Source organism: Actinopolyspora lacussalsi subsp. righensis, from assembly GCF_900116555.1.
Lineage (GTDB): Bacteria > Actinomycetota > Actinomycetes > Mycobacteriales > Pseudonocardiaceae > Actinopolyspora > Actinopolyspora lacussalsi.
Genome location: NZ_FPAT01000019.1, coordinates 1 through 24,476, shown reverse-complemented (window position 1 = coordinate 24,476; position 24,476 = coordinate 1). Strand labels below are relative to the sequence as shown.

The 24,476-nt window shown below is 68.2% G+C and carries 13 protein-coding genes; 10 read left to right on the top strand and 3 right to left on the bottom strand.

Annotated elements, in window-relative coordinates; all coding sequences use genetic code 11:
• Positions 1-15: 15 nt before the first annotated feature.
• The 6 genes from BM394_RS22160 (at position 16) to drmC (ending at position 9,122) form a co-directional block, all read left to right on the top strand.
• Positions 16-339: a hypothetical protein gene (locus BM394_RS22160; protein WP_092981783.1), complete on the top strand. Its 324-nt coding sequence runs from the start codon at positions 16-18 to the stop codon at positions 337-339.
• 560 nt (positions 340-899) lie between these two features.
• Positions 900-1,307: a hypothetical protein gene (locus tag BM394_RS22155; protein ID WP_092981781.1), complete on the top strand. Its 408-nt coding sequence runs from the start codon at positions 900-902 to the stop codon at positions 1,305-1,307.
• Entirely contained in the window at positions 1,304-1,609 is a 306-nt protein-coding gene (locus BM394_RS22150; RefSeq protein WP_217643665.1) for a transcriptional regulator, read from the top strand. The genes BM394_RS22155 and BM394_RS22150 overlap by 4 nt, the downstream gene beginning before the upstream one ends.
• 484 nt (positions 1,610-2,093) lie before the next feature.
• A complete protein-coding gene (gene drmA, locus BM394_RS22145; protein WP_092981779.1) occupies positions 2,094-6,041 on the top strand; it encodes a DISARM system helicase DrmA in 3,948 nt (1,315 codons plus the stop codon).
• Positions 6,042-6,418: 377 nt separating this feature from the next.
• Positions 6,419-8,323: a DUF1998 domain-containing protein gene (drmB, locus tag BM394_RS22140; RefSeq protein WP_092981773.1), complete on the top strand. Its 1,905-nt coding sequence runs from the start codon at positions 6,419-6,421 to the stop codon at positions 8,321-8,323.
• Positions 8,324-8,333: 10 nt separating this feature from the next.
• Positions 8,334-9,122: a DISARM system phospholipase D-like protein DrmC gene (gene drmC, locus BM394_RS22135; protein WP_092981789.1), complete on the top strand. Its 789-nt coding sequence runs from the start codon at positions 8,334-8,336 to the stop codon at positions 9,120-9,122.
• A gap of 115 nt (positions 9,123-9,237) precedes the next feature.
• Here drmC and BM394_RS22130 read toward each other — a convergent pair whose 3' ends face one another.
• Together BM394_RS22130 and BM394_RS22125 are read right to left on the bottom strand one after the other, a co-directional pair.
• Entirely contained in the window at positions 9,238-10,089 is an 852-nt protein-coding gene (locus BM394_RS22130; RefSeq protein WP_092981771.1) for a hypothetical protein, read from the bottom strand.
• Positions 10,086-14,162 carry an AAA domain-containing protein gene (locus tag BM394_RS22125; protein WP_092981769.1) on the bottom strand — a complete coding sequence of 1,359 codons (4,077 nt, stop codon included), beginning with the start codon at positions 14,160-14,162 and terminating at the stop codon, positions 10,086-10,088. The genes BM394_RS22130 and BM394_RS22125 overlap by 4 nt, the downstream gene beginning before the upstream one ends.
• Positions 14,163-14,454: 292 nt before the next feature.
• Here BM394_RS22125 and BM394_RS22120 point away from each other — a divergent pair, with 292 nt between their 5' ends.
• From BM394_RS22120 to BM394_RS22105, 4 genes are all read left to right on the top strand, one after another.
• Positions 14,455-16,701, top strand: coding sequence for a DEAD/DEAH box helicase (locus BM394_RS22120; protein WP_092981767.1), 2,247 nt, complete (start codon positions 14,455-14,457; stop codon positions 16,699-16,701).
• A gap of 487 nt (positions 16,702-17,188) precedes the next feature.
• Positions 17,189-18,859 carry a serine/threonine-protein kinase gene (locus BM394_RS22115; protein ID WP_175530216.1) on the top strand — a complete coding sequence of 557 codons (1,671 nt, stop codon included), beginning with the start codon at positions 17,189-17,191 and terminating at the stop codon, positions 18,857-18,859.
• A 127-nt stretch (positions 18,860-18,986) separates the two neighbouring features.
• Entirely contained in the window at positions 18,987-21,080 is a 2,094-nt protein-coding gene (locus BM394_RS22110) for a UvrD-helicase domain-containing protein (RefSeq protein ID WP_092981763.1), read from the top strand.
• Positions 21,081-21,143: 63 nt separating this feature from the next.
• Positions 21,144-23,429 carry a GmrSD restriction endonuclease domain-containing protein gene (locus tag BM394_RS22105; RefSeq protein ID WP_092981761.1) on the top strand — a complete coding sequence of 762 codons (2,286 nt, stop codon included), beginning with the start codon at positions 21,144-21,146 and terminating at the stop codon, positions 23,427-23,429.
• 260 nt (positions 23,430-23,689) lie between these two features.
• Here BM394_RS22105 and BM394_RS22100 read toward each other — a convergent pair.
• Positions 23,690-24,476: alpha/beta fold hydrolase (locus BM394_RS22100; RefSeq protein WP_217643664.1), on the bottom strand; the 787-nt coding region annotated here is incomplete at its 5' end.

Genomic DNA, 24,476 nt, shown 5'->3' with positions numbered 1-24,476 from the left:
ACTCAGGAGGCAACCATGTTCTCTAACACCATGACGCTGTACCGGGTGGTCAACCCCGACTCGCTGGGCTCCTACACCGAACTGCTGCACCACCAACCCACCAACGACCGCGTCGACGACGCCGCGGCCTTGCCCCGGCTGCGCGAGTGGGCGCTGGCCGTGCTCGACCGCACCGAGGAGCGGTTCGGGATGTATCAGATCGCGATCATGCCGCTGGACCAGTACGACAGACCCGACGAGAACGCCTTCCACGACCTCATCGCTGAGGAGACCGAGGTCATCGAGGACTACCTCTGCTGGTCCGGATGCTCCGAACTCGTCCCCGCTTCGGGTGGTTGAGCTCGTCCGGCCGGGTTGCTTAGGTGGTTGCTTGGCGGAACCTCGCGCACGGCTCTCGCTGCGGGTGCCCCGACATCGGGTAGTTACTACACAACGTCGGGACCGTCCTCGCGAGAGCCGCACGCGAGAACCCGCAGCGGTGCCGATGGCGAGAGTGGTCGGAGTGCGGTCTGCGGGAGTGGTCGGTTCGGCCTCGGGAACACCGCAGGCCCGGGAATTTCGCGAGAAATTGGCGGTACTCCGGAAGCTGGGGGAGTGGGGTTCGGCTCTGCCACACCGACGAAAACATTTCCGCGTCTCCTTGGTAGGAAGATGCTTCTCGCGTCTCGTTGATCACGTCGTCGGAACGTGGGGCGGTGCGGCGATCGCTGTGACACTCAGCTTGCGGGGTGTGAGCAGATCAGTCGCATGGCCGAACGCGGCGACCACCTCGAAGGCGAGCGCAAACCGGATCGCTGCGACGAGCTCGCGGGGGCGTGATTGACCCCAGCGCGCTGTTTCGTTTTTTGTAACTGGTTGCGAAAATCGAATCCGCTGGCTGTGCACTGAAAGGAGCGAAGATGACCGACCAGGCACGACAGGCTCTGGAGAACGTCCGTCACGCTCCCTCGTTGTACCGGCGACCACGTGTCGCGGAGATCACACTGGCGGTGATCAGCCTCGGTGCGCTGAGTGCCGGGGCGAGCTGGGTGATCCAATCCGATCCGCCGCTGGTGTGGTCGCTGTTGGCGGCCCTGGCGATCCTCGCTGTTCCGTTCTCGTGGCACTGGGCGGCGTTGCGTGCTCCGGGGCGCGCACCGTGGCGGCGTATCGACACGCTCCTGGCAGGTGCGGCGCTGCTCGCGGGCACGTTTCCCGTATCCGAATTGCTCTGGTCCGATGGCTCCAGTGGGACATCCGCCTGGGTCGCTTCGGCGGTAGCCACTGTGATGCTGGCGGTTTTCATCGGTGTGCGGTGGCGCCGATGAGCACGGCCCGAGACCCCCGCGAAGCACTTCCGACCATCCTGCACTCACCGGTGCGACTGGCGATCCTCGGAGCACTGCGGCACGTGCAGGCCGCCGATTTCGGCGACCTGCAACGCGGTCTGGAGATCACCACTGCCGAACTGTCCCGTCAGCTCGGCGTGTTGCATCGCGAGGAGCTGATCGAGATCAAAAAGGTGCAGCGCCACCGCCACACCATCACCAGAGCCCGGTTGTCCGAGCAAGGACGGTCCCGCTTCGAGGAGTACCTCGCCGAGCTGCACCGGGTGGCCTTCGGGCCGTGAGCGGCGGTTCCACACGTGCCCTGTCGGCGACAGCGCTCGCGAGCACGCCGGACGCGTACTGGCACGCCGTACGCGCTCGGTCGGGTCCGTTGAACGATCGGTATCCGATGTATGCGAATTCCGGGCCAACTCCGCCGTGAGCTGGTTTATCCTCTGCCACTGGTGGGACAACGATCCTCGCGCCCGGCGGACAGGACTTCGAGGACACTCCGCCGTTGGACGCCTTGTTCGACGAGCGTCCGGGCGAAGCGCCCGGCGCGGCAACCGGTGTCGGACCCGTGTGAGAGAAATCGAGATGATCACCGAACCGCGTGATCCCCGGGCGGGCGCGTGCGCGAAGCGATGCCGTGCGGCACCGCCGGACCGGCGCGGCGGTGCACCGGTTTCCCGGTCCGTGGAGCCGTCTCCCCCGACCGACCCCGGACGAGCCACCGACAGCGAGCCACCGCCCAAGAAGAGCCACCGAGAGGGAGCACAACCGTAAATGACCAACCCGGACAGCTCGGACGGACTGTTCATGAACCCCAACGGTGAACAGGGCAGCCTCGACATGCCCACCGGCACGGCGCGCGGCTCGGGCGGCAACGGCGGCAACGGCGGCACCGGCACGGGCGAGACCGGCGCGGGCGGCGAGGACGCCGACGCACGGCCGGACCCGACCCGGCTGCTGGACACCGAACAGCGGTTCCCCGAAACCAGCGGCGCCGAAGTGCGCGACGGGTTGCAGGAACTCATCGTGCGCGACCTGCTCGGCCCGTGGGACGGGGAGGCCGAGCAGCTGCCCTACGGCTCCAGCGGCCCCCGTGAGCGCTACCTCGTCGGGATGCTCGGCCCCAAACAGGACGCCCGCCCCACCGCCGACGCCGAACCCGCGCCGGACACCGGCGCAGAAACCGGCGGCGAGGCCAACGGCGAGGGCGGCGGCGCTCCCCCCGAAGTGCTCAGCCCGCAGAGCCTCGGCCGCATCTGGGCCTCCTCGATGGGGCTGAGCTGCACCGTCGCGCGGGACACCACCGCGCTGCACGTCACCGCCGAATGGGGCCGCTACGCCAAGGAGGACACCGAGACCGCCGAAGGCGCCAAACGCAAACTCTGGACCCGCGAACCCGTCACGGTCAGCCGCGAGGTGCGGCTCGACGGCACCGGCTCACACCGCCTGCCGCTGACCGCCGACACCGCCGAGGAACCCGGCGTGCTGCTGGCCGTGACCGCACGCGACCGCGACGGCAAACGCGTCGTGGAACTCACCCTGGTCAACGCGCAACGGGAGGGCACGCCGCAGGAGGAGTCCTGGATGTTCCAGACCCGACTGCGCGCCACCGCCCTCGACGGGGCGTCCCCGGTCTTCCTGCCCGCCGATGACCCGCTGTACGACAGCGCCGCCGAGGACGACCCGGAGGAACAGCACCTGCGGCTGCTCTACCGCGGCCAGCTGCGCTACGCCTCCGGCCACAACGTCGCCGTGCACCCGCACACCAACCCCGGCGCCCGCCGCGCCCACCAGCTCGAAACCACCTGGCTGCCCACCTACGAGGTCCCCGCCACCGTCGCGCCCGGCAACCGGGAAGGCAGCCCGCTGGCGGGCACCGAACTCGCCATGGACACCCTGGCCACCGCCGAACCGTCCGAACTGCGCACCGGGCTGGCACCGCTGTCCGAGGGCTACCGCCGCTGGCTCGACCAGCGCGAGTCCGAAGCGCGGGAACTGCCCGACTCGCTGCGCGAGACCGCGGAATCCGCCGTCTTCCAGGCACGCCGCGCCGCCGACCGGGTGCGGGCGGGCATCGACCTGCTCACCGACCCCGACCACCCCGGGCACGCCGACGCGCTGGCCGCGTTCCGGTTCGCCAACCGCGCCATGGCCGCCCAACGCCGCCACACCGACCTCGCGCGGCTGCGCGAGACCACCGAGATCGGCTACATTGAGGCCAAGCAGCGGGTCGAGGCCAACGGCGCGGCCGGGGCCTCCTGGCGGCCGTTCCAGCTCGCCTTCGTGCTGCTGAACCTGCCCTCGCTGGTCGACCCGGACCACGCCGAACGCGCCGCCGACTCGAACGCCGTGCTCGACCTGCTGTTCTTCCCCACCGGCGGCGGCAAGACCGAGGCCTACCTCGGGCTGACCGCGTTCACCTTCGCCATCCGCCGGTTGCAGGGCACCTTCGGCAGCGGCGAGGACGCCCGCGACGGCGGCGCCGGGGTGGCGGTGCTGATGCGCTACACCCTGCGGCTGCTGACCGCGCAGCAGTTCCAGCGCGCCGCGGCGCTGGTGTGCGCGGCGGAGATGATCCGGCGCGAGGACGAGGCCACCTGGGGCGGCGAGCCGTTCCGCATCGGACTGTGGGTCGGCGGCAGCGTCTCACCCAACTGGTTCGGCCAGGCCGAGCAGCAGATCAGGGACGCCCGCGAGGCCGGCGACGGCAAACGCGCCAACGTGCTGCAGACCCTGGCCTGCCCCTGGTGCGGCTCCGCGCTGCTCGCCCACCGCGACGCCGAGGTCGACACCGCCACCCGCCGGGTGCTGCTGCACTGCCCCAACGCCGAGGGCAGCGACGCCTGCCCGTTCTCCAAACCGCACTCGCCCGAGGGCCTGCCCATCCTCACCGTCGACGAGGAGATCTACCGGCTGCTGCCCAGCCTCGTCATCGCCACGGTGGACAAGCTCGCCCAGCTGCCCTGGAAGGGCTACGCCGGGATGCTGTTCGGCCGGGTGCGCCGCTGGTGCCCCCGGCACGGCTACCGCCACGACGACCTCGACGCCGAGACCGGCTGCGCCGACAAACACCAGCAGAAGAGCGGCCACCCCGGTGTGAGCAGCAAACCCGTGGCGCGGCTGCGCGCGCCCGACCTGATCATCCAGGACGAGCTGCACCTGATCTCCGGGGCGCTGGGCACCACCGTCGGGCTGTTCGAGTCCGCGGTGGACGAGCTGTGCTGCTGGCGCACCCCCGGTGGCAACGAGGCCGGGCCGAAGATCATCGCCTCCACCGCCACCACCAAACGCTCCGGCGAGCAGGTGCGCGGGGTGTTCAACCGCGATCTGGCGGTGTTCCCGCCGCAGGTCACCGAGGTCTCCGACACGTTCTTCTCGCACCAGGTGTCCACCGCGGACAAACCCGGCAGGCGCTACCTCGGGATCTGCGCCCACGGGGTGCGGCTGAAATCCGCCGAGATCCGCGTCGCCGAGATCCTGCTGCTGGGCGGGCAGACCCTGTTCGACCAGCACGGCGCGGCGGCCGACCCGTACATGACGTTGGTCGGCTACTTCAACGCCACCAGGGAACTCGCCGGGATGCGGCGCTCCCTCGACGACGACGTGGCCACCCGCGTGCGCACCCACGGCCGCAGGCGCGGCATCTCCGACCGGCTGCCCAGCCGCGCCGCGATGCTCAACATCCAGGAGCTGACCTCCCGCATCTCCTCGGCCGATATCAGCGAGGTGCTCACCCACCTGGAGAACGGCTTCGACGCCGAGATCGACACCACCACGCGGCGCCACGCCATCCGCGCGAACCTGCGCGAGATCTACGAGCAGCGGCGCAAGTCCTCCCGAGGCAAGGACACCCCCGAGCCGCATCCGCTCAGCGCGCGCCGCGAACAGCGCCGCAAGGACGGCCGCGACCCGGTGGACGTGGTGCTGGCCACCTCGATGCTGCAGGTCGGCGTGGACGTCTCCCGGTTCGGGTTGATGATGGTCACCGGCCAGCCCAAGAACACCGCCGAGTACATCCAGGCGTCCTCCCGCGTGGGCCGCACCGACAGCGGGCCGGGGCTGGTCGTCACCCTCTACAACTGGACCAGGCCCCGCGATTTGGCCCACTACGAGGACTTCGAGCACTACCACGCCACCTTCTACCGGCAGGTCGAGGCGCTCTCGGTCACCCCCTACACCCGCCGCGCGCTGGACCGGGGAGTCACCGCCGCGTTCGTGGCGGCGGTGCGCAACGCCGCCGAGCCGCACTCCGGGGAGAACGACGCGCAGGAAGTGGCGCTGGACTCCCCGCTGGTGGAGCGCATCACCGAACGGATGCTCGACCGCGCCGAAGCCGTGCGGGGGCAGCGGGGGCGCGACTACCTGGCGGAACGGCTCGGCCGCACCAAGGACCTCTGGAGCGGCGAGCAGGACGGCGAGCACTCGGTCGGCTACGTCGGTCGCTCCGCCGGACGGGGGGAGCAGCCCCGCCGCGCGCTGCTGACCAAGCCCGGCGACCACGCCTGGCGGGACAGCACCGTGGCGCAGTCGATGCGCGAGACCGAGAACGAGATCAACCTGCTCGTGCCCGGCGGGGAGGAGCTGTTCCAGACCCTCTACAACGCTCCCGCCTGGACCTTCGCGCCCGCCCCGGACGGCGAGCCCGACGCCGAGGACGAGGAGATCCCCGAGGGCGACGAACTCGGCGACACCGCACTGCCCACCACCAAACGCAAACCGTGACAGCGTTCCACCCTCGCTCGGCTCTCCCAGGTGTTGGCGGTGCCGCACGCACTGGAATATCCGGCACAGCGGCGTCAATTTCCCACGAAATCGCCGCCGCCACAGCCACCACCGCCCCCTCGGGGCGTCAATTTCTCGCGAAATCGCGGCGCCCTCGGCGCGGTGCCGAGCACCTACCGCCCCCGCGGGGCGCACTCCTACCACTCCCGCAGCCCAACCACCCGCGGGTTCTCCCGTGCGGCTCTCGCGAGGACGTCGGAGACGTTGTGTAGTACCTACCCGATGTCTCCGGCACCGCAGCGAGAGCCGTGCGAGAGGTTCCGCCAAGCGAGCAGCCACCCAAAGCCGTACGACATGCCGCTCCGGGAAGGAGCTCTATGACTACGAACCACCGCCGTCGCGTGGGCTCGGTCCGCCCGAGCCACCTCATGTTCACCAGCGGGGTCGGCGCGCTGGTCGACATGCCCAACTTCTCCGTGCTGGTGCGCGGGCTCGACGACTGGAACTACAACGAGGTGCAGGGGCGCGATGACTGGAAACCGATCGCCGAACCCCGGCTGCTGTCCGCGGTGCAGGGCATCTTCGGCAAGAGCGTCAAGGAACTGCTGCCCGCGCCCTGGCTGGATGGCCTCGACCAGGACCCGCGCGGCCCGGCGTCCAGGGTGGGCGTGCCGACCGTGCCGTTCCCCTCCTGGCTGCGCTGCACCGCCTGCAACGAGCTCGCCCCGGTGGACTCGCGGGTGTTCGGCTTCGAGAACGAGGTGCCCCGCAGGCCGCAGGACGCCCGGTTCTTCCACCAGGGCTGCGGCGTCAAGAAGAGCGGAGCCCCGCCGCTGGCGATCTCCTCCCGGTTCCTGATCTCCTGCACCGCCGGGCATCTGGACGACTTCCCCTACCCGGAGTTCGTCCACCACGGAGCCGAGTGCCCCAAGGCGAAACAACCCAGGCTGCGGATGGAGGACCGCGGCGGCAACCGCGGCGTCAACGTCGAGATCAGATGCGTCAGCTGCGGTGAGCACCGCAACATGGGTCAGGCCATGGGCCAACGCGGCGAGCGGAATTTGCCGCGCTGCCGGGGCAGGCACCCGCACCTGAACCGGTTCGACCCGCAGGGCTGCAAGTGCGCACCCAAGGTCCTCACCGTCGGTGCCTCCAACCAGTGGTTCCCGCAGAACCTCTCGGTGCTGGCGGTTCCCCGCACCGAGGCGAGCGAGCTGGAGACCAAGGTCGAGCAGCACTGGAACGCGGTCTCCACACTGCCCGCCGCGATGTATCCCTACGCGCGGGAGAACGTGCCCGCCTTCCACGAACTCACCGGCTGGAGCGACGCCGAGATCGAGGCGGCGGTCGAGCGGGTGCGGGCCAGGATGGAGCAGGAGAGCGAGGAGGACAGCGAGACCGAACAGCCCGACCTGCGCACCCCCGAGTGGGAGGTGTTCGCCGCCCCCGAGCTGCCCGCACCCACCGACGACTTCACGCTGCGGCGCATCGGAGCCCCGCCCGAACTGGCGGGCTACTACGCCGACGTGGTGCAGGCCGAGCGGCTGCGCGAGGTCCGCGCGCTGACCGGGTTCACCCGGCTCGACGCACCCGACCCGGAGGACCCCAAACTGGTCACCCGCGCCCCGCTGGCCCGGTCCACGCCGCAGTGGGTGCCCGCCAGCGAGGTGCGTGGCGAGGGGATCTTCCTGCGCGTGCCCGAGGACCTGCTGCGCGACTGGGAGGGCCGCGCCGCCGAGTCGCACGCGATGCACCGCCACCGACAAGCCTACGCGGAGTTCCGCAAGAACCGCTATTCCGACCGCATCCCCGGCGAGTTCGACGAGATGCGCAACTGGCCCGGCCCCCGCTACCTCGCGCTGCACACCCTCTCGCACCTGCTGATCCGCACCATCGCCCTGGAGTGCGGCTACAGCTCGGCCAACCTGTCCGAACGCATCTACGCGGGCACCGAGGACGACCCGCGCAGCGGCATCCTGCTCTACACCGCGGTGCCCGACGCCGAGGGCACCCTCGGCGGGCTGGTCTCGCAGGCAGAACCCGACCGGCTGGTGCGGCTGACCCGCCGCGCGCTGAGCGAGGCGCGGCGCTGCTCCTCCGATCCGCTGTGCGCCGAACGGCTCCCGCAGCCGCCCGCCGACCACCTGCACGGCGCCGCCTGCCACGTCTGCCTGTTCGTCTCCGAGACCACCTGCGAACGCGGCAACCGGTTCCTGGACCGCAGGTTCGTGGTTCCCGTCGACGAGCACGAGGACCTGGCGCTGTATCGCGAGCTGCCGTGAGGGTGTGGGCATGACCGGCGAACCGTCCGCTCTGGAAAGCGTCGCTGTCGAGGCGTTACCCCGCCTCGGCGCGACCGCGCTGCGCACGCTGGCCGACCGCATCCAGGCGGGCTGGCCGGAGCAGGCCGTGCTCTCCGGACCCGGTGAGGAATACACCGAGACCGCGCGGGCCGTCCTCGACGCCCAGGTCACGGAGGGACGCTCGGCCGAGGAGACCGCGGGGTTCCTGCGCGGGCTGGCCGCCGGATACAACCGCCGTGCCGCCGAGATCGCGGTCGAACCGGTCTGGAGCGGCCCCGGCACTCACCCCGTGCCGGTGCGCGCCACCGCGCGGGTGCTGGTCGAACTCATCGAGCGGGCGAACCACGAGCTGATGCTGATGACCTACTCGGCGCGGCCGCACGAGCAGCTGCGGCGGGCGCTGCGCGCGGCGGTCGAGCGGGAAGTGGCCGTCACCGTGGTCGTGGAGACCCTGCGGGGTGCGCGGGGCGCGCTCGGTGGCCCCGAACCGGCCGAGGCCTTCGCCGGGATCGGCGGCATCGAGTTGTGGCACTGGCCGCCGGAACAGCGCACCGAGCGCAACTCCAGGACCCACGCCAAGATCGCGGTCGCCGACCGGCACGAACTGCTGGTCTCCAGCGCCAACCTCACCCAGTCCGGTGTGGACCGCAACATCGAGGCGGGGCTGCGGGTGCGCGGCGGGACCGCCCCGCAGCGCGCCGCCGAGCACCTCACCGAGCTCAAGACCCGCGGCATCCTCGAACGGCTGGCGGAGACGCGGCGGCAAGAGGGCGGGTGAAACCGGGGCGGGTTCCGGGAACGCCCGGAATCCCCGGCTTCGGTGACTGCGTCGGGAAAAGCGAGCTTTGCCGTGCGTTTCCCGAAGCCGGCGGATCAGGCGCTACCGGTCGGTGTCACCGGACCGGTTCGATGCTTTCCTCGATGTCGTTGAGGATCTCCCGCACCGGGCCCCAGCACAGTGCCACGCTGCCCTTGTCGAACTTCGGTTGTTTTTCCAGCTCGGCACGCGGGTGGATGAAGTTCCGGTACTTGCGGACGTTGTCCATGAAGTCCTTCGCGTCGAGTTGGATCCATTCCTTCTCGTGCGCGGTGTCGAGCATGAGCTCCAACCCAGCGCGGTTGGCGGGGGTGTTCCTGCCGTTCCTCCCGACGAAACCGTTCTTCCGGATTTTCTCGTCCCGTTCGGTCAGCAACGCGTGCAGCAGTCCTTCGACGAAACTCCCGATACCGATGATCGCCATGGTGTGGGCACCGCTGTCCTGGCACAACCTTGTCTCGTGCACGCGGTTGACCAGCAGATCGACCGCTTCCTCGTTCTCGATCAACAGCCGCAGTCGTCGGTCCAGGTCCTCGGGTGCGGAGAAGACCGCCTGCTCCCCGTCGGAGTCCAGCGTGCCGAGCACCGGACGGCCTCCCGTCTGGGAGACCACCAGTCGCTCCGCCGCCAACCTGGTGTTGATCGCCTCGCGGAACTCCTCGGCGGAACTCTCGCCGTCCTCGTACTCCCGGCGATCGCACACCCGGCACAGCAACCGCTCGATGTCGGAACGGTTCTCCTTGCGGTCGATCAGCTGCTCGGCCAGCCACTCGATCCGAGGCGAACCGTCGTACTCCGGCGGATCCGTCCAGCCCGCGTGCCGCAGCAGCTTCTCCAGCTGATACGTCTTGCGCTCGTAGGGGCCTCCGATGTCGACGATCACCTCGGCGATTCGTTCGGCGGTCCGATCGTCCAGCGGAAACGTCAACTCTGCTCCTTGTCGGCCTGTCGCTGCGCGATGTCGACGGCTCTGGTCAGTCGCTCCACGATGCGTGACCCCTTGCGTTTGAAACCGAGTTCACGCATCGCCTGCTCGATCCGCTCCTGCCGGTCGAGGGGCAACCGGTCGGTCAGCAGCCAGCCGCACAGCTCGACCAGCTCCTTCTCGTCGTAATCCGCTATCCGCAACCCGGGGGTGATCGCGGGACGCGGGCCACGGGTGATGGTGACCTCGGGCGGCCCGGTGTCCCCGGTGTCCCCGGTGTCCCCGGTGTTCCCGGGACTCTCGGGTTTGTCGGGAACGGCGGGCGCGGGCTCGCGTTCGGCATCGATCATGGCCTGTTCCCAGGCCTTGACGATGCGTTCGGTCTCGCCCTCCCGGTCGGCGAACCAGGCCGAGGCCCACACCCGGTGGAACCGCCAGCCGAGATTCTCCAAATGGGCCTGCCGCAACCGATCCCGGTCCCGCACGCTGTACGAGTTGTGATAGCTGTCGCCGTCGGCTTCCACGGCCAGGATCATCCGACCCGGTTCGTCGCGGTGCGCCAGCGCGAAGTCGATGCGGTACTGGGAATACCCCCACTGCGGGTAGACCTCGATTCCGCGTTCGCGCAGCGCGTCGTGGATGTCCCGCTCCAGCCCGTTCAACTCGACCGGCTGTTGTCTTCCGACCTGGTCGATCCGCGTCTGGTTCTGGGCGAACTCCAGGTAGCGGCGGAGCAGCTCGGTGCCGGTTCGTTCCTCCCGAGGTGCCAGATCGTGGGGTCCGAAGGAACTGACCACCGTCATTCTCGTCTTGGCGCGGCTGACCGCCACGTTCAGCCGGCGCGGCCCTCCCTCGTTGTTGAGCGGACCGAAGCCGGTGCGCGCCACGGTGCCGTTGGCCCGCTTGGCCACCCCCAGCGTCAGGATGATCGCGTCACGCTCGTCACCCTGGACGCGTTCGAGGTTCTTGACGAAGAAGCGCCTGCTGGGTTCGGCGTTCTCGTCGAAGAAGTCCTGCAGCTCCGGCCGGTCCCGCAGTGCCTTTCGGATGGCGTCGTCCACGCGGCTCATGTGCTTCTGCCCCATGGTGATCACCCCGAGGCTTTCGTGCGGGCGGAACTCGGCATGCTCCAACACCCGTTCGACGACACGCTCGACCTCCTCCGGGGCCGAGCCGTCCTGACCGGGCGAGGCGACCCCGTCGACAACGTCGAGCGTGACCGGGGTGTCCCACCGGGCACCCGGAAAGGTCACCAGCTCGTTGTTGTAGATCTCCTCGTTGGAGAAGGCGATGAGCCGTTCGTCCCGGCTCCGGTAGTGCCACCGCAGCGTCCGCCGGATCGGGATCAGCGAACGCATCGTCGTCAGGATGGACTCGTAGTCCCGCAGATCGCCGTCGTCGTCATCCTCGTCCGCTGCCTCGGAGGGCTCTTCGAGCATCCGGCTGAAGAAGTTCGTCGGCGGCAACTGCTTGTCGTCCCCGGCGACCACGAGCCTGCGCCCACGGGCGAGCGAGGTGACCGCGTCGTGCGGTTCGATCTGGCTCGCCTCGTCGAACACGACCAGATCGAACAGCCGCTCGGCGGGCAGCGTGCTGCTGACCACCAGCGGAGACATCGCCCAGCACGGCCGTAGCGCCAGCAGTACGTGCGGGGCACGCTCGACCAGTCGCCGGATCGGCAGGTGCCGGGCCTTCTTGTTGGCCTGCCTCCGCAGTAGGTCGGTCTCATCCGGGAACTCGTCGCGCACCCGGCGCAGCGCGTCGGCCACCGACCACCGCACCCGCTGCGCCGAGGTCCCACGGTGTTCCCGGTCGGCCTCCTGGAACTCGTCCACGGTCCTGTTCCGCTGCTCGCCGTTGACCTCCCGCAGCGCCGGTATCCGGAACTTGAACTCGTCGAACAGGCATCGCAGCCAGCAGTGCCGGAACAGCAGCCAGGTCTGTTCCCCCGTGGCGTCGCGGCGGGCCGCTTCGCCGAGCAGCTCCGTCAATCCCAGGCGGCGGAACTCGTCCAGCAGCTCGTTGATCCGGGGCATCTGCCACATCGTGTTCTTGTCGGCGGCGAGTTCGCGCAGTTCCTCCTGGACCTGCTCGGTGGGGCGGGACTCGTAGTCGGTGAGCCGCGCGCACATCGCCACCGAGGTGAGCTGGTTTCGCAGCGTGTGGAAGGTCTCCATGGTCTGTCGCAGGTCCACGACCTCGGCCGGTTGCACCTGGCCGCCGCCCAGCTCGCTCCAGCGGTCACGCTGTCGCACGATCTCGTTCAACTTCGCGTGCAGCGCCCACTTCTTGGTGATGCCGTCCGTCGAGGCCCGCCTGACCTCCTTCAGCAGTGTCCGGCGCTGCCGCCAACCGAGTTTCCGGCCGTCTCGCGCACGCTGCTTACGACTCGCCGTGGCGAGCCACCAGTCGTCCAGTTGGGTGCCGAAGACGTCCGAGCCGAAAGCCTCGACGCTGTCGCGCACCTCGTCGAGCAGTTCCAGCACGTGCTGCCAACCCTCGAGATCGGTGGGCGGTGTGAGACCGGTCTGGCGCAGCAGGGCGTGCATTCCCTGCTGACCGTCCCGCAGGGTCCTGGTGGTCAGCTCGTCGAGCTCGGCCGTCACCCGTCTGAGATCCGCTTCGGTCCGGATGTCGGCCTGCCACCACGGTGACTCCTTGCGCAGGATTCGCAGTCCCCCCGCATCGACGAACTGGTGCAGTTCCTGCTCCAGCCGACGCACCGTCGCCGCGTCCAGCGCGCGCAGCGTCGAATCACGGAAGAAGTGATCCGTCCGATGCTGTTCCCCGAGCTTGAGCAGTTCCAGCTGCACCTCGTAGGCGCTCTTCTCCCAGGGATCACGTCGAGCGTGCAGCTCGTCGGACGAAACGCGCAGCGAATCGCGCCGCTCCGCCAACCGTTGGTGCAGTTCCCCGGTCTCCGCCGGTTGTTGCCTGCTGGTGGCCTGCAGGCTCTCCTGCAACCGCTGCGCGAGCTGCTTCTTGTCGACCTTGCGCTGGTGCAGGTCGAACACCAGGTCCGCCAGGTTCACCTCGGCGAGCCGGTTCGTCACCGCCTCGATCGCCGCACGCTTCTCGGAGACGAACAGCACCCGTTTTCCCTGCGCGGCGGCGCCCGCGATGATGTTGGCGATCGTCTGGCTCTTACCGGTACCCGGTGGTCCCTCGACGAGCACGTGCTGGTCCGCCAGGGCGCTGTTGATGGCTCCCTGCTGCGAGGAGTCCGCGTCCTGCACCGGGTGCTCGGTGTTCGGCGCGATCTCGTCCGGTGGTGGGGGAGCGAAACCGGTGCTCTCCTCCCGCACCGCCTCCGTACTGGCTCGGTGACCTGCCAGTGCGGCCACGAGCTCGTGCTGGGCCAGCAGTCCGGTCGAGCTGCGGAGATCCTTGACCATCGGCAGTTTCTCGTAGTTGAACAGGCCGATGACCACCGAACGTTCGAGTTCGATTCCCATGTCCTGCCGCGCCGCCAGATCGGCCAGTTCCCCGTAGACACTCTCGAGCTGTTCCCCCGGTTCCTCGTGCTGGCTCAACCGATCCTCGACGGCGCTGGTGAACCGCTCGTGATCGATGTCCAAGCCGTACTTCCGGTCGAGGGCGTACAGCAGCACCTGGTTGATCTCGACGTCGTCGAGCCGCAGCACGAAGTCGTTCTCCGAGACCGTTCGGGACTCGATCCGCAGCGTTCGCAGCAGCAACGGTGCTCGGGTCGCGGGAACCGATTCGCTTCCCCGCACCTGTTGCTCGGTTCGCACCAATCCCTGGGCGACCTTGCCCACCTCGACGCCCTGTTCCTCCTCGGCAGCGTTGATCCTGCGTCTTATGTCGCGGATTCGTTTGCTCGCGTCCTTGTGCGCGTCGGTTTCCCGAAACAGTGAACTCAACCGCGTTTCCGAACCGGTGAGCAACTCGCGCAACGCATCCGGATCTGCGGAGGTGAGGTCCAGTGTCGTCGTCTTCCTGTTCTTGAAATGCAGCAGCGTGTTGGTGGTCCCGAGGTCGACGAGCTTGTTCGCCCATTCCTCGGCTTTCGCGCGCACCAGTTCCTGTAATTCCTGGTCGTTCTCGGTCGACATGCCCCGCAGTCCCCATCAGAGTGCCCTGGACCGTTGAGATTCCGGGCTGACCCGTCTGTGATCAGCCTTTCAGGATGCCGCAACGGGTAAGGCGTGACCATAATCCGAACGGGTGATATCGATTCGGAGTGATTGTGACGTGCTGCACATAGTATTCGCCTTCGAACGGTCCGGTGTACGAATTGCTCACCCGTTCGGCGGATTTCCACTCGCGAGCTTTGCGAGATCATGGAGGGCTTTCCGATCGCTGCGTGCGAGCGGTGATCGTCGGCTGAAGACCAAGGGGGACCCATTGCACGAGCCGACCGCTGCGGACGAGGAGCCGGACGCCGCTCCCGAAACCGCTGACCGTGCGGCTGTCGGCGCGCTCGCGCGCGGCACGTTGTCCCGTGCCGATGAAACGAGGAACACCGCCGAGCGGCTTCGCTCCGCACCGGAACGGTTGCGGGAACAAGCCCGCGAGCAGCACGCCGAGCTTCACCGGCGGGCCGTCGCCGCGCGGCTGAAGGGAACCCCACTGGACAAGTTGCGCGAGGCGACCGGTAACAGGATCCGACTCGACGCGCTGGAACGCGCCGGGTACCGCAACGTTCGGCAGGTGCTGTCCGCTCGTCCCGAGCAGTTGCGTCGGCACCCCGGAGTCGGGGAGAAAACCGCCGCCGAGGCGCTCCGTGCCGCGAAGAAGGTCTCCGACGCCGCCGCACGTGAGACCGTCTTCCGGTTCGAACCGGACCGTGGGGATGCCGAGCAGGCGGGACTACTGGGCACGATCCGCAAGCTGGAAACCGCCGAAGCCACCGTCGACGAGCTCGGCGACAGCATCGACGCGTTGTCCGCCGAACTCGACTCGGTCCGCCCGGTGGCCGGGCGTGCGGGCAGCAAGCTGCGGATGATGTTCGCGGGCCGCGCCAGGAAACAGGCCTCGCTGCGCGCACTGGCCCGGCTCGAGGACCTGCTGGAACAACCGTGGGTCGAGCGGATCACCGATGCGGCGCGGCGGGCCCACGAAGTAACCGGACGGCAGAACGCGGCGGAGTTGTGGCGGGATTACCAGCAGCGCGCGGCCGTCTACAACACCCTGCTGAGCGGCATCACCGGCGTGGCGGACGCTCCGGATGCCTCGGCCCAGGGCTTCGTCACCGGCGAGGTCGAACGCGAAGCCGCCGCTGTGGAGCTGGACACCAGCCTGCTCCACGTCGTGCCGCGCGGTTACCAGGCATTCGGTGCCAAGTACGCGCTGGCGCGCGAGCACTGCATCATCGGCGACGAGATGGGGCTGGGCAAAACCGTCGAGGCCCTGGCCGCGATGGCCCACCTCGCCGCGAACGGCAGCACCCACTTCCTCGTCGTCGCCCCGGCCGGGGTACTGGTCAACTGGGTGGACGAGACGCGCAGACACACCCGGCTGACCGCGCGTGGCCTGCACGGGCCGCACCGCGACGCCGAGGCCGAGGGCTGGAAACGCGACGGGGGAGTGGCGGTGACCACCTACGACACCCTGCGCAGATTCACCGGGCTCGACCGGATCAGCCCCGCCATGCTGGTCGTCGACGAAGCACACCTGGTCAAAAATCCCGAAGCCAAACGTTCCCGAGCGGTAGGCGAGATCGCCGCCCGCGCCGAACGCAACCTGTTCCTGACCGGCGCACCGATGGAAAACCGCGTCGGGGAATTCAAGACGCTGGTGTCGTACCTGGATCCCCGGCTTGCCGAGAAGATCCGCGTCGGCGACGCGCTGATGGGCGCCAAGGCGTTCCGCCGCACCGTGGCCCCAGTTTATCTGCGGCGCAACCAGGAGGACGTGCTCACCGAACTGCCCGAGAAGCTCGAACTCGAGGACTGGGCGCAGCTCGGCACTGAGGACGGCAAGGCATACCGCGAAGCCGTCCTCGCCGGAAAGTTCCAGCTCATGCGCCGCGCCGCTTACTCCCCCGAAAGGCTCGCCCACTCGGCCAAGCTCGAACGCATGGCCGAGATCATCCAGGAGTCGGCACACAACGGCTGGAAGGTCGTGGTGTTCAGCTACTTCCGCGACGTTCTCCAGAAGGTGGGGCGGTTGCCCGGGGCCATGCGCAACCTCGACGGCGAGCTCAGTGCCACCGCGAAACAGGAGCTTGTCGACGAGTTCAACAACCGTCCCGAGCACGCCGTGCTCCCGGCGCAGATCGCGGCGGGGGGAGTGGGGCTGAACATCCAGTCCGCCTCGGTGGTGATCCTCGCCGAGCCACAGCTCAAACCCAGCACCGAGGAGCAGGCCATCGCCCGCTGCCACCGCATGGGGCAGACCCGCAAAGTCCACGTGCACCGGCTGATGGCCAAGGACACCGTCGACCAGCGCTTGGCCGAGGTGCTGGAGGGCAAAGCGCGACTGTTCGACGCCTACGCCCGCGACAGCGCGGCCAAGAACAGCGATGACTCCGCCGTCGACACCGAACCGATCGACCAGCGACTGCTGCACGACGAAGCGATCCCGATGGACCAGCGGATAGTGCGTGTCGAACGCGAAAGACTTCGGGGTACCGAACGGGCGGAGTCCTGATGAAACGACTTTTCCGGCACGGAGCCGGTCCCGCGCGTTGTCGACTCGAGCACGCGGAATCCGGTGGGTGCGGCAATCGCAGTCGGGAAGCGTTACCGGAATTCGGGAAACAATTCGGTAACGTATGGATTTTCCGGCAGTGTGAACTGTTCGTTAGTGGACTGCGTTATCTTACGAGGGCGGGAGAGACCGTGACAGAGGTCGGGGTGTGCGGACTACGTCGATGGGGGTCCGTACCAGCCCGAAAAGGGGACAATCGATTGATCTCGACCGGACAGGGGTGCGTTCGACAGTTCCCCTCTCCCCGTGTATCCGCCGATTCGTGGTCGAGTCTCGATCGGAACTCTCGATTACGTCCGGTGCGGCGGAATATTCCGGCGTCGGTGAGGACCACCGGCGACCGTCGATACAGCGGGTTCTGGTGGAACCGCGAGAGCAGCGAGACGCGCGTATGTGGCTTAGGGGAGGAAACGTGGCGGAACCGAGAATGATCAACGATCGCTACGAGCTCCAGGCCGTTCCGCTGGCCAAGGGCGGGATGGGGGAGGTGTGGGCGGGACGTGACACCAAGCTCGAACGGGAGATCGCGGTCAAGTTCGTCCGGTTCCCCGACGCGGAACCCGACGAGGAGCTGGTGAGCAGGTTCCACCGCGAGTCCCGCGTCACCGCGCGGCTGCGGCACCCGGGTGTCCCGTCGATCTTCGACGTGGGCACCCACAACGGGCGGCCCTACCTGGTGATGGAACTCGTCCACGGCATCAGCGTCTCCGATCTGATCGCCGAACACGGCACGCTACCGCTCGGCTGGGCCGCGGCGATCGCCGCGCAGACCTGCTCGGTGCTCACCGCCGCCCATCAGGAACAGCTGGTGCACCGCGACCTCAAACCGTCCAACCTGATGCTGCAACCGGACGGCACCGTCAAGGTGCTCGACTTCGGACTGGCTGTGGCACTAGACGTGGCGGACATCTCCCGGTTGACCCGCACCGGCCAACACATCGGTACTCCCGCCTACATGGCTCCGGAACAGATCCAGGACGCCACCAGCTCCACCCGCAGCGATCTCTACTCGTTGGGTTGCGTGCTCTACGAGGCGCTCACGGGGACGCGGCTTTTCAGCGGCCCCACCGACTACGCCGTGATGAGCAAGCAGGTCGGCCAGCCACCGGTACCGGCACTCGAACACCGCCCGGACACCCCCGGCGAGCTGGACTACCTCCTCTCCGAATTACTGGCGAAGGAAGCCGAGGAGCGCCCCGACAGCGCGCACACCGTCTACCGCAGGCTGCTGCCGTACACCCGGCACCTCGAAGTGCTTCCGGGAGCGCTCGCGGCGCCGGATACCCCCAGCCCGACCAGGATGTACGCCTCGGTGCTGAGTCGGGTTTCGCCGTTCGACGACTCCGATCGGGCGGGCTCGGCGGCCCCGGATCACGGTGACCCAGCTCACGGCGGTGCGGCCGATAGGGCAACGGGCGGTGCCGGGACGGAGATTCCGCACGAGGAGACACCGGCGCGACCGGAACCACCGGAAGCGGGCGAGCCGAGCACATCCGCTGCCTCCGGCGACGACCGGGACGGTCGGAACTCACTGACTCGTGACGAGTTGGAAACGGCCAAGAACCGGGCCGACTCCCACGTACAGCGCTCCCGATACTACGAGGCCGCCGAACTGCTTCGGTCCACGGTGGATTCAGCGAGCAGGGCCTTCGGCAGCACCGACGGCGACGTCATCGAACTGCGCCTGGAGTGGGCCCGAGTGCTCTACGACGGCAACCAGTACCAGCGGGCCGGACCGGTCTACCACGCGTTGGCCACCGATCTGGCACAGCGCGACGGGCTCGACACTGAACTCGTCTTCCACTGCCGACTGCGCAACGCGAGCTGCCACGCGCTCGGCGGTAACCACAGCCACGCGCTCCGGGCCATGAACAGCCTGCTGGCCGACGAACAACGCGTCTTCGGCGACGACCATCCCCGTACGCTCGACTTGCGGCGCCAGATCGGGATGCTCCAGCTCGGGGCGGGCAAACCGGAGGAAGCCGAGACGACCCTGAGCACGCTGCTCGACGACCTGCTCCGCACCCACGACCCCGAGCACTCCACCGTCGTCAAAGTGCGCGAACTGCTCGACGGGTTGCCGGGTGGAGGAGGATGATCATCAGCGGTGTCCGGAGCCTCCTCGGGGAAAACGGTCGAATCGGACGGACTGGGGTCTTTCGTGGATCGGGGCGACGCGGCGCCGACGACAGTGACAACGACGGACAGTGGCACCGGAGACAGCAGTGGCTCGACTCGGCATAGACAAGGACTTCCTGCACGAGTTCGCCAAGCTCGAAAAGCAGGTTCAGGAGCGGGTGAGCCAGACCCTGACGAAATTCGATCAGGTCAGCCACGCCGGAGCTCACCTGGAGAAAATAGCCAACGCGCGCGATCCCCGATTCCGCTCCATCCGGATCAGCGACTTCTGGCGTGGGATCGTGCTCGCACCGGAATCCGGGGACAGCTACACCCTGCTCACCGTGCTGCCGCACGATGACGCCTACGCCTGGGCGAAACGACGCAAAGCTTCCGTCAACGCGGCCACCGGGCGGATCGAGATCCGCGACGTCGCGGCGGTGGAGGACAGTCTGTCCGGTCTGTCCAGACTGGCCGAGACCGCACCCAGCCGGTTGTTCGACCACGTCAAGGACTCCCAGCTACGGCAACTGGGCCTCGACGAGCAAATCCTGGCCTTCGCGCGTGCGCTGACGGATTCGACGCAGCTCGACGCGGCCAAGTCCTTCCTGCCGGGCAACCAGTGGGACGTGCTGTTCGGGCTGGCCGCCGGTTACACCCCCGAGCAGGTGTGGGCGGAACTGGCCGCCGAAGTCAACGACACCGGGTTCGACCCGGACGATCTGGAAGCGGCCGTTGAACGCAGCTCCGATCGTGTCGTGCTCGCCGACGGCCCCGAAGATCTCATGGCGGTCTTTCGGCACCCGTTGGCAACGTGGCGGATCTACCTGCACCCGGTACAGCGCTCGGCGGTGGAGGCCTCCTACAACGGTCCCGCGCGCGTCACCGGCGGTCCCGGCACCGGCAAGACCGTGGTGACGATGCACCGCGCCCACCAGCTGGCGGTGAACGGGGCGGGGCCCGTGCTGATGACCACCTTCACCTCGACCCTGGCCGAGTCGCTCGGCACCGGAGTGAAACTCCTCGTCGAGGAACCCGAGGTTCGCGAACGCATCCACGTGCACCACGTGGATCAGTTCGCCAATCGGATCTTCCGCGAACACCACGAGTCGCCCACGATCCTGACCACGGACGAGCAACGGCAGCTGTGGCAGTCGATCGTCACCGACCTGGAACTACCGTTCTCGGTGAACTTCCTGGCGGAGGAGTGGCGGCAGGTCGTGCTGGCCCAGCGGGTCGGCAGTGCCGAGCAGTATCTCGGCGCCAAACGCGACGGCCGGGGGCGCGGTCTCGGCAGTCGGCAGCGGGCGCAGGTCTGGCAGGCGATCTGGGAGTTCGAGAGCGAGCAGCGGCGGCGGGGCGTGTGGACCCACGAGACGATCTGCGTCGAGGCCACCAGGTTGCTCGAACAGCGAACCGAGCGGCCCTACCGGCACGTCGTGGTTGACGAGGCGCAGGACCTCAGCCCGGTGCAGTGGCGACTGCTGCGAGCCGCCGCACCCGAGCTGCCCGACGACATCTTCCTGGCGGGTGATACGCACCAGCGCATCTACAACAACCGCGTGAGTCTGCGCGAGGTGGGCATCCGGGTGACCGGGCGGTCGAGCCGGTTGAACGTCAACTACCGGACCACCGCCGAGATTCTCGCCTGGAGCCTCGGGTTGCTGCGCGGCGAGACCATCGACGACATGGACGAGGGACTCGAAGCCATCGCCGGCTGCCGCTCGGAAGTGCGCGGCAAGCACCCGTGGGTTCGCGGTTTCCCCACCAGAGCCGCCGAGCTCGAACAGCTGGTCACCACGCTGCGGGAATGGATCGACACCGGGATCGCTCCCGACGAGATCGGTGTGGCGGTGCGCTCCAACAAACTCGTCGAAACGGTAGTGGCCGAACTCGGAAAGGCCGGGATTCCGAGGGTGAAACTGCTCGGCGGCACGACCGAGGAGGAGAACGCGGTCGCCGTGGGCACCATGCACCGGATGAAGGGGCTGGAGTTCCGGTGTCTGGCGGTGGTCGGGGTCACCGAGCACCAAGTGCCGCCTCCCAGCGCGATCACACCCGCCGAGGAGGACGCCTCGGCACACCGCAGGGACACCCAGCGCGAGCGATGCCTGCTGTTCGTCGCCTGCACCCGCGCCCGGGAACAGCTCGCCGTGTCCTGGCACGGCGGCAAGAGCCCGTTCCTGCACACCCAGAACTGACACCTGTCGCACCCGAGGTTTCCGGGTTACGTGTGACCAGCTTCGACCACAGGAAGGTAGAACATGCCGACGCTTTCCACACTGCTGTACCAGATCGACTCCGGTTCCGTGCTGCTTCCCGAGTTCCAGCGCGGCTACGTGTGGAACCGCGACCAGGTGCGGGAATTGATGCAGTCGCTGTACCGGGGGCATCCCGTGGGCGGGCTGCTGATGTGGGAGACCGACGCGGAAGGGGTTTCCGTCCGGGGCGAGACGAGCGGCCAGCAGGGAACCCATCTGTTGTTGCTGGACGGCCAGCAGCGCATCACCTCGCTGTACGGCGTGGTGCGCGGCAAGGCCCCGGCGTTCTTCGAAGGGGACCCGTCGGTCTTTGCCAATCTGTACTTCAACGTCGTCGAGGAGAAGTTCGAGTTCTACGCGCCCTCCAGGATGGCTGACGACTACCGCTGGGTGAACGTGACCAAACTGTTCCTGGAGAATCTCGGCGAGTACATCACCAGTTTCCAACAGCACGACCCGGCCAATCTCGGCGTCTACGTGGAGCGGCTGAATCGGCTGCGCAACCTGCTGGAACGCGAGTTCTACGCGGAGAAGATCACCGGAAACGACAAGAACGTCGACACGGTGGTCGACATCTTCAACCGGGTCAACTCGGGCGGGACGAAGCTGTCCAAGGGTGATCTCGCGCTGGCAAAGATCTGCTCGCAGTGGAGCGACGCGCGCGGCGAGATGCGCGACAAGCTGCGGGAGTGGCAGGAAGCGGACTTCGACTTCACGCTGGACTGGCTGCTGCGCAACGCCAACGCGGTGGCGACCGGCCGAGCTCTGTTCACCGCGCTGGACAACGTCTCGGCCGGGGAGTTCCGGGACGCGCTGTACAGATCCACCGGCTACATCGGCCGGTTCCTCGACCTGGTCTCCGGGCGGCTCGGCCTGGACCACGACCGGGTGCTGATGGCCCGCTACGCCTTTCCGGTGGTCTCGCGGTTGTTGGAGCTCAACGGCGGCAGGTTCGACGACCGTTCCCATCAGGACAAGGTGCTGTACTGGTACGTCCACGCCGCGCTGTGGGGGCGCTTCGCGGGCTCCACCGAGACCTTTCTGCAGAAGGACTACGAGACCGTCGAACGATCCGGCATCGACGGGCTGATCACCTCGCTGGAGCGGTGGCGCGGCGGCAACCTCGACGTGCACGCGCACGACTTCGAGGGCTCGACCAAGGGATCACGTTTCTACCCGCTGCTGTACATGCTGACCAGGGTGAACCAGGCCCGCGACTTCGGCAGTGGCATTCCGTTGCGCGCCGACATGCTGGGCAGGAACTCCTCGCTGCAGGTGCACCACCTGTTCCCCAAATCGTTGCTGTACCAGGCGGGTTACGAGCGTTCCCAGGTCAACGCCATCGCCAACTTCTGCTTCTTGACCCAGGACACCAACCTCGTGGTGGGGAACCGACCGCCCGAGCAGTACTTCGCCGAGGTGGAGGAGAAACACCCCGGTGTGCTGGCCTCGCAGTGGATTCCCACCGATCCGGAACTGTGGAAGATCGAGCGCTACCCCGACTTCCTGCAGGCACGGCGCGAGCTGCTGGCCGAGGCGGCGCAGTCGTTCCTCACCGAGCTGCGCACCGGGGAACAGGCCGCCGACCGGGAAGAGCTGCAACCGCTGTCCATCGCCGGTGACGACGACATGGACGCCCGTGTCGCCCAGGTCAACGGGCTCATCTCCGAACTGGTGGAGCTCGGTTGTGCCAGTCCCGCCACCGACACCGAGATCGCCGATCCGCGTACCGGTCGGGCGTTGGCCGTGGCCGAGGCGTTCTGGCCCGAAGGGTTGCAGACAGGTCAGGGAAGTCCGGTGGTGCTCGAACTCGACACCGCCGACGCCGATCTGCCCCGTCTGGAGGAACTCGGTTACGAGGTGTTCACTTCGGTCGACGCGCTGCGCGGTTACGTGCGGCGCCGCAACCGCAGCGAGCAGGAGCCCGAGCCGGACTCCGATGCCGACTCCGCGACCGAGCAGTCCCGTGAGACCGACCCCGCGCGGGAACCGTTGGTGGCCGAGTTCGAGCAGCGGATGCGCTCGCTGTACGAACGAGGCCGCCGGGAGGCGCACTACACCGCCACGTATTTCCTGAGTATGCTCGCCGAGCACGGTGGGCTTTCCACCGCGCACAAACTTCTCGCCGGTGGGGGCGTCTCCGACGGTTTCGCCGCGCTGTGGGAACGCGGCAGGCTCGACCTCACCGTCGAAGCGCTGGCTACCGAGCCGCGGTTCGCGGAGTTGTTCTCCGCCGAGGAATTGCGGACCGCCGAGCACCGACTCAGCCAGTTCGGCTACGACGTCTGAGCCGAGGTCCGCCGGTCGGTCCGTGGGGGAGCTCGGCGGGTGAGCTGTCGTAGGGGAGACGGATCACCCGCCAACCCCCCCGCACGGTGATCCGTCACCGAGCCGCCCCTGACTCGGCTGCGGTTTCGGGATCCCGCGGCACTCGCCAACACCGACACGCCGATTCCGTGGCCGCGACCGGTTGGTGTCCCGGAGTCGTACGGGGGTCGTCGAGGATCCGGTGGTTCTCGGCCGTGGTCGTTTCACGTGGTTGTGGGCCGTTAACCGAAGAATTGTAGTAGTGCGTCGGCGGTGTCGTTCGGGTTGTCCTCGGCTACGAAGTGTCCGGCTGCTGTGATGTTTGCGCGTTGTGCGCCGGGGATGGCGGCGGCGAGGCGGTCGCCCGTGGTGGTGCTCAGCCATTGGTCCTGTTCGCCCCACAGGACCAGGGTGGGGGCGGTGACCTGGTCCAGCTTGGCCACGGCCTCGCGGGTGTCGTCGAAGCTGACGCTGACGACCTGGTCGATCCAGCGGTTCTGTCCCGCCTGCCCGGACCACTGGGACAGGTAGGCCTCCGCCACCTCGTCGGACATCCGCCGGTGGCAGGCGCTGCGAAGGCGTTTGTCGATGACGTCGGTGAAGACGTCCTCGGGCATCGTGCGGTAGGCCTGCGGGTAGCGTTGCTGATGTTCGGTGAACGGGGTGTTCCACGGGCCGAGAACAGCGGCGTCGAGCAGGGCGAGTCCTCGGGTGGGGACCTGTTCGATCAGGTGGGCCCGCATCACGATTCCCCCACCGATGTCGTGCCCGACCAGGCCGGGTTCACCGAGTCCCCAGTGGTCGACCAGCTCGGCCAGGGTCCGTGCCTGCAGCTCGATGGAGGGCCACACCCCGGGGGCGAGCCGGGAATCGCCGAACCCCGGCAAGTCCCATACGTACACGGTGTGGTTCCGAGCCAGCGAGGGCACGACGCCACGCCACAGATAGGACCAGGACGGCGCGCCGTGCACCAGCACCACGGGAGGTCCGTCGCCGAACACGTCGGCGGCCACTTCGCCGCCCGAGACA

Excerpts from the sequence above, each read along its gene's own strand:
- BM394_RS22160 (WP_092981783.1), top strand. The coding sequence starts at position 16 with ATGTTCTCTAACACCATGACGCTGTACCGGGTGGTCAACCCCGACTCG.
- BM394_RS22155 (WP_092981781.1), top strand. The coding sequence starts at position 900 with ATGACCGACCAGGCACGACAGGCTCTGGAGAACGTCCGTCACGCTCCC.
- BM394_RS22150 (WP_217643665.1), top strand. The coding sequence starts at position 1,304 with ATGAGCACGGCCCGAGACCCCCGCGAAGCACTTCCGACCATCCTGCAC.
- drmA (WP_092981779.1), top strand. The coding sequence starts at position 2,094 with ATGACCAACCCGGACAGCTCGGACGGACTGTTCATGAACCCCAACGGT.
- drmB (WP_092981773.1), top strand. The coding sequence starts at position 6,419 with ATGACTACGAACCACCGCCGTCGCGTGGGCTCGGTCCGCCCGAGCCAC.
- drmC (WP_092981789.1), top strand. The coding sequence starts at position 8,334 with ATGACCGGCGAACCGTCCGCTCTGGAAAGCGTCGCTGTCGAGGCGTTA.
- BM394_RS22125 (WP_092981769.1), bottom strand. The coding sequence starts at position 14,162 with ATGTCGACCGAGAACGACCAGGAATTACAGGAACTGGTGCGCGCGAAA.
- BM394_RS22115 (WP_175530216.1), top strand. The coding sequence starts at position 17,189 with ATGATCAACGATCGCTACGAGCTCCAGGCCGTTCCGCTGGCCAAGGGC.
- BM394_RS22105 (WP_092981761.1), top strand. The coding sequence starts at position 21,144 with ATGCCGACGCTTTCCACACTGCTGTACCAGATCGACTCCGGTTCCGTG.